The organism is Bartonella queenslandensis AUST/NH15 (assembly GCF_000312585.1).
Taxonomy (GTDB): domain Bacteria; phylum Pseudomonadota; class Alphaproteobacteria; order Rhizobiales; family Rhizobiaceae; genus Bartonella; species Bartonella queenslandensis_A.
In genome coordinates, this window is sequence record NZ_HE997982.1 from 5,545 (window position 1) to 8,738 (window position 3,194).

Annotated in this window: 5 protein-coding genes; 4 read left to right on the plus strand and 1 reads right to left on the minus strand. The window is 41.1% G+C overall.

Going from position 1 to position 3,194, the window contains the following annotated elements; genetic code table 11:
• The coding region (locus BN338_RS01965; RefSeq protein ID WP_039758547.1) for a hypothetical protein at positions 1-403 on the plus strand (403 nt) is incomplete at its 5' end.
• Positions 404-413: 10 nt separating this feature from the next.
• On the opposite strand, the gene BN338_RS01970 is transcribed toward BN338_RS01965, so the two are convergent.
• Positions 414-1,037 carry a hypothetical protein gene (locus BN338_RS01970; protein ID WP_039758548.1) on the minus strand — a complete coding sequence of 208 codons (624 nt, stop codon included), beginning with the start codon at positions 1,035-1,037 and terminating at the stop codon, positions 414-416.
• A gap of 202 nt (positions 1,038-1,239) precedes the next feature.
• Between BN338_RS01970 and BN338_RS01975 the strand changes: the two genes are divergently transcribed.
• The 3 genes from BN338_RS01975 to BN338_RS01985 form a co-directional block, all read left to right on the plus strand.
• On the plus strand, positions 1,240-1,581 hold the full coding sequence (locus BN338_RS01975; protein WP_039758549.1) for a hypothetical protein: 342 nt from the start codon (positions 1,240-1,242) through the stop codon (positions 1,579-1,581).
• On the plus strand, positions 1,559-2,893 hold the full coding sequence (locus BN338_RS01980; RefSeq protein WP_039758550.1) for a PBSX family phage terminase large subunit: 1,335 nt from the start codon (positions 1,559-1,561) through the stop codon (positions 2,891-2,893). The genes BN338_RS01975 and BN338_RS01980 overlap by 23 nt, the downstream gene beginning before the upstream one ends.
• Positions 2,878-3,194, plus strand: a 317-nt coding sequence (locus tag BN338_RS01985; protein WP_039758551.1) for a portal protein, incomplete at its 3' end; no start/stop codon positions are given. The genes BN338_RS01980 and BN338_RS01985, both read left to right, overlap by 16 nt.

Below are 3,194 nucleotides of genomic sequence, written 5' to 3' on the forward strand. Positions count from 1 at the left end.
AAAGCGCTTCGGTTTAACGTTACAAGAGGCAAAAAATCCACTTTCTGGATCTTATATAGGGCGGCTTTGTTTACAAGGCGTGTTGACACAAGAGCAATATGACGCCGCGCAACAATATCTACAGATAAGAAACAATTACCTTTGTGCAAAAGGCTTGCCAAGCGCTATTTATGACGAAATGCCATCATCTTCAGATGATAAGGCAAGAGATAAATGGGTAGCATTTGCAACAGAGCAGTTTATCAACATGCAAGAGGCACTAAAAGAAGCACAGCGCCTTTATAGACAGTATAATCTTTATGCTGCGCTACAGTACCTCGTTATAGAAGATAAACCATTACCATATCTTGTGAGTACATTGCAGGTCGCTCTTAATGCTCTTCAGAAACATTTTGATCGTTAAATGACAATCTCTACCACGGTTTCATTATAGTGTATATCATTTTTAAGTCGTATTTGCAAAATCGAACCATTTGTTCAATGAATTCATAATGACCGTCTCTCATCAGAGATACTATCTCAGTCGTTTGCATTTCTGGGTTATGGCCATCTTTTGAAGTCCTAATAAATTTTTTCGCATAATAAAACATTGGATCTATGCTGTTATTGGATATGCTGTATGTCCACATAAAATCTTCTTCACTCCAACCATAATCACGTCGTAAAATACTTATTACATTGGGTAGATCTATCTGTGATATCACATTATTATACTCTCCCCGTAATAAATTCACATAGCGTCCACAATAAATAATGTATATGTGACGATGCAATACAAGATCAAGTTGGGAAAATAGACCTGAGTAGCCATTGTTGTGTGCATATTTTTCTGCTTTGTGTCGCTTTTCATAATGCGTAGAGCCAATATATGCTTCATTCGCGTATTCGTTGTAAAGTTTATTATACTTCTCTATAGTATCTACACTTGTAAACATACGCGTCAATTTATCTACAAATGACGCTGATGTAGGTAGCGCTGATAGAGAAAAAAAGGCTATAAATGTTACGACGCGTGTTATGGATAATGACTTCATCATTTTGAACCCTTAATTATTCATAAGCGCTGTTTAACAGATTCCCTTTAAAAATATCAATATGTGTTATTTTGTTGTTGACAAAGTGTTGCAAATCGTATTTAATGACATTACTGTACTTAGACGTATTGTATCTAAATGAGGGAAAGTGCAGTTAAAAAGCCCCGGATTTGCGGGGTTTTTTGTTATCTGGAGGGAGGAATTAATGACATCACAAATTCCAGAACAGACGTCTCAAACAGAAAAAACAGTTGTCAGAAAAAAGCCCCCCAATGCAGGTAAGGGGCGGCGCAAGGGAGCAATCAATATCAGCACGCGGCTCTTAAGAGATGCGATTATTGAAGCAGGAGAGAGAGCAGGGGGAAAGTATGGCAATGATGGTTTGGTGTCTTATCTTGAGAAGCAAGCTGTAAGATGCCCGCATGCTTTTTTATCCTTATTGGGAAAGGTTTTGCCTATTCAATTAACGGGGCAAAATGGGGGTGCCATTAATATCGTACAGAATGTCAAAATATCCTATTTAGATGACGACAGAGAGAGAAATTAAGATCATACGCAAGCTTGTGCCTATTTTTGCAGGGGATGCGTTTGTGAGAGCAGCATGGGGAGGAAGAGGATCTGGTAAGACAAGGTCCTTTGCTTTAATGGCAGCTTTAAAAGGCTATCAATTGGGTTTAGGAGGGGTTTCTGGTAACATTGTTTGTGCTAGGCAGTTTCAAAATTCATTGGCAGAGAGCTCTTTGCAGGAAATTAAACGGGCTATTGAAGATCATGACTTTTTGAGTGCTTATTATAAAATTGGGGAGTCCTCGATTAAGTCCATTGATGGTCGTATAGATTTCCAGTTTATCGGTCTTGATCGCAATATAGCAAGCATTAAATCGATGGGTCGCATTTTGCTTTGCTGGGTTGATGAGGCAGAACCTGTGACAGAGACAGCTTGGCAGACGCTTATACCCACTTTACGTGAGGAAGGTGAGGGGTGGAGAGCAGAATTATGGGTGACATGGAATCCCTTGCGTGAAAATGCCCCGGTTGAAAAGCGGTTTCGTTTTTCTGATAACAAAGCCATTAAGGGCGTTGAGATCAATTGGTCAGACAATCCAAAGTTTCCAAAGATTTTGGAGCAAGCAAGATTGGATGATCTTAAAAACCGTCCTGAGATCTATAAGCATGTATGGGAAGGGGATTATCTTAAAGCCGTTCAGGGTGCTTACTATCAAAAGGAAATGTTAGAAGCCGAGCAAGAGGGTCGAATAGGGCGTGTTTCTCGTGATCCTTTGATGCAGATCCGTGCCTTTTGGGATATTGGAGGCACGGGTGCCAAGGCAGATGCGACGGCAATATGGATAGCGCAGTTTATCGGTAAGGAAATAAGGGTGCTTGATTATTATGAGGCGCAAGGACAGCCGTTATCAGAACACATAGGGTGGTTGCGTCACAATGGCTATGAGAAGGCGTTGATGGTTTTACCCCATGATGGTGCGACGAGAGACAGAGTTCATAATGTTAGTTTTGAAAGCTCTCTTAATGATGCGGGTTTTGAGACGCAAGTAATCCCTAATCAAGGACCTGGTGCTGTAAAGATGCGGATAGAGGCAGTGAGACGTATTTTGCCTTCGGTTTGGTTTCATGAAGAAACGACGGGGGCGGGTCGTAAGGCACTAAATTGGTATCATGAGAAATGGGATGAGAAACGGGGTATTGGTTTGGGGGCAGAGCATGATTGGTCCAGCCATGCTGCAGATGCTTTTGGTTTGATGTGCGTTTCTTATGAAGAACCTCAGATAAGACAAAAGAGAAGAGCCTATAGCGGTTGGGATGACTATAACAAGAACACCTCATGGATGGCACAATAATGCAAGACGATGAGACATTCGATCAAAAAGAGACTTCAGATTTGTCACAAGATGATCTGTTTTGTAAGCTGATCAATTGGTACAAAGAAGATATAGGGCATGTGAATAAATGGCGAGAGCAAGCGCGTGAAGATTTTGGTTTTTATAACGGAGCTCAGTGGGATGAGAAGGATTTAGCGGCTTTAAAAGAGCAAAACCGCCCCGTGATGACTTTTAACCGCATTGCTCCTCTTGTAAATGCGGTTGTGGGAAGTGAGAGAAATAACAAGCGTGAAGTGCAGTTTATTCCGCGACAGGTAGG

Bases quoted from the DNA above. Each gene is read 5' to 3' on its own strand.
- BN338_RS01970 (WP_039758548.1), bottom strand. From the start codon at position 1,037: ATGATGAAGTCATTATCCATAACACGCGTCGTAACATTTATAGCCTTT.
- BN338_RS01975 (WP_039758549.1), top strand. From the start codon at position 1,240: ATGACATCACAAATTCCAGAACAGACGTCTCAAACAGAAAAAACAGTT.
- BN338_RS01980 (WP_039758550.1), top strand. From the start codon at position 1,559: ATGACGACAGAGAGAGAAATTAAGATCATACGCAAGCTTGTGCCTATT.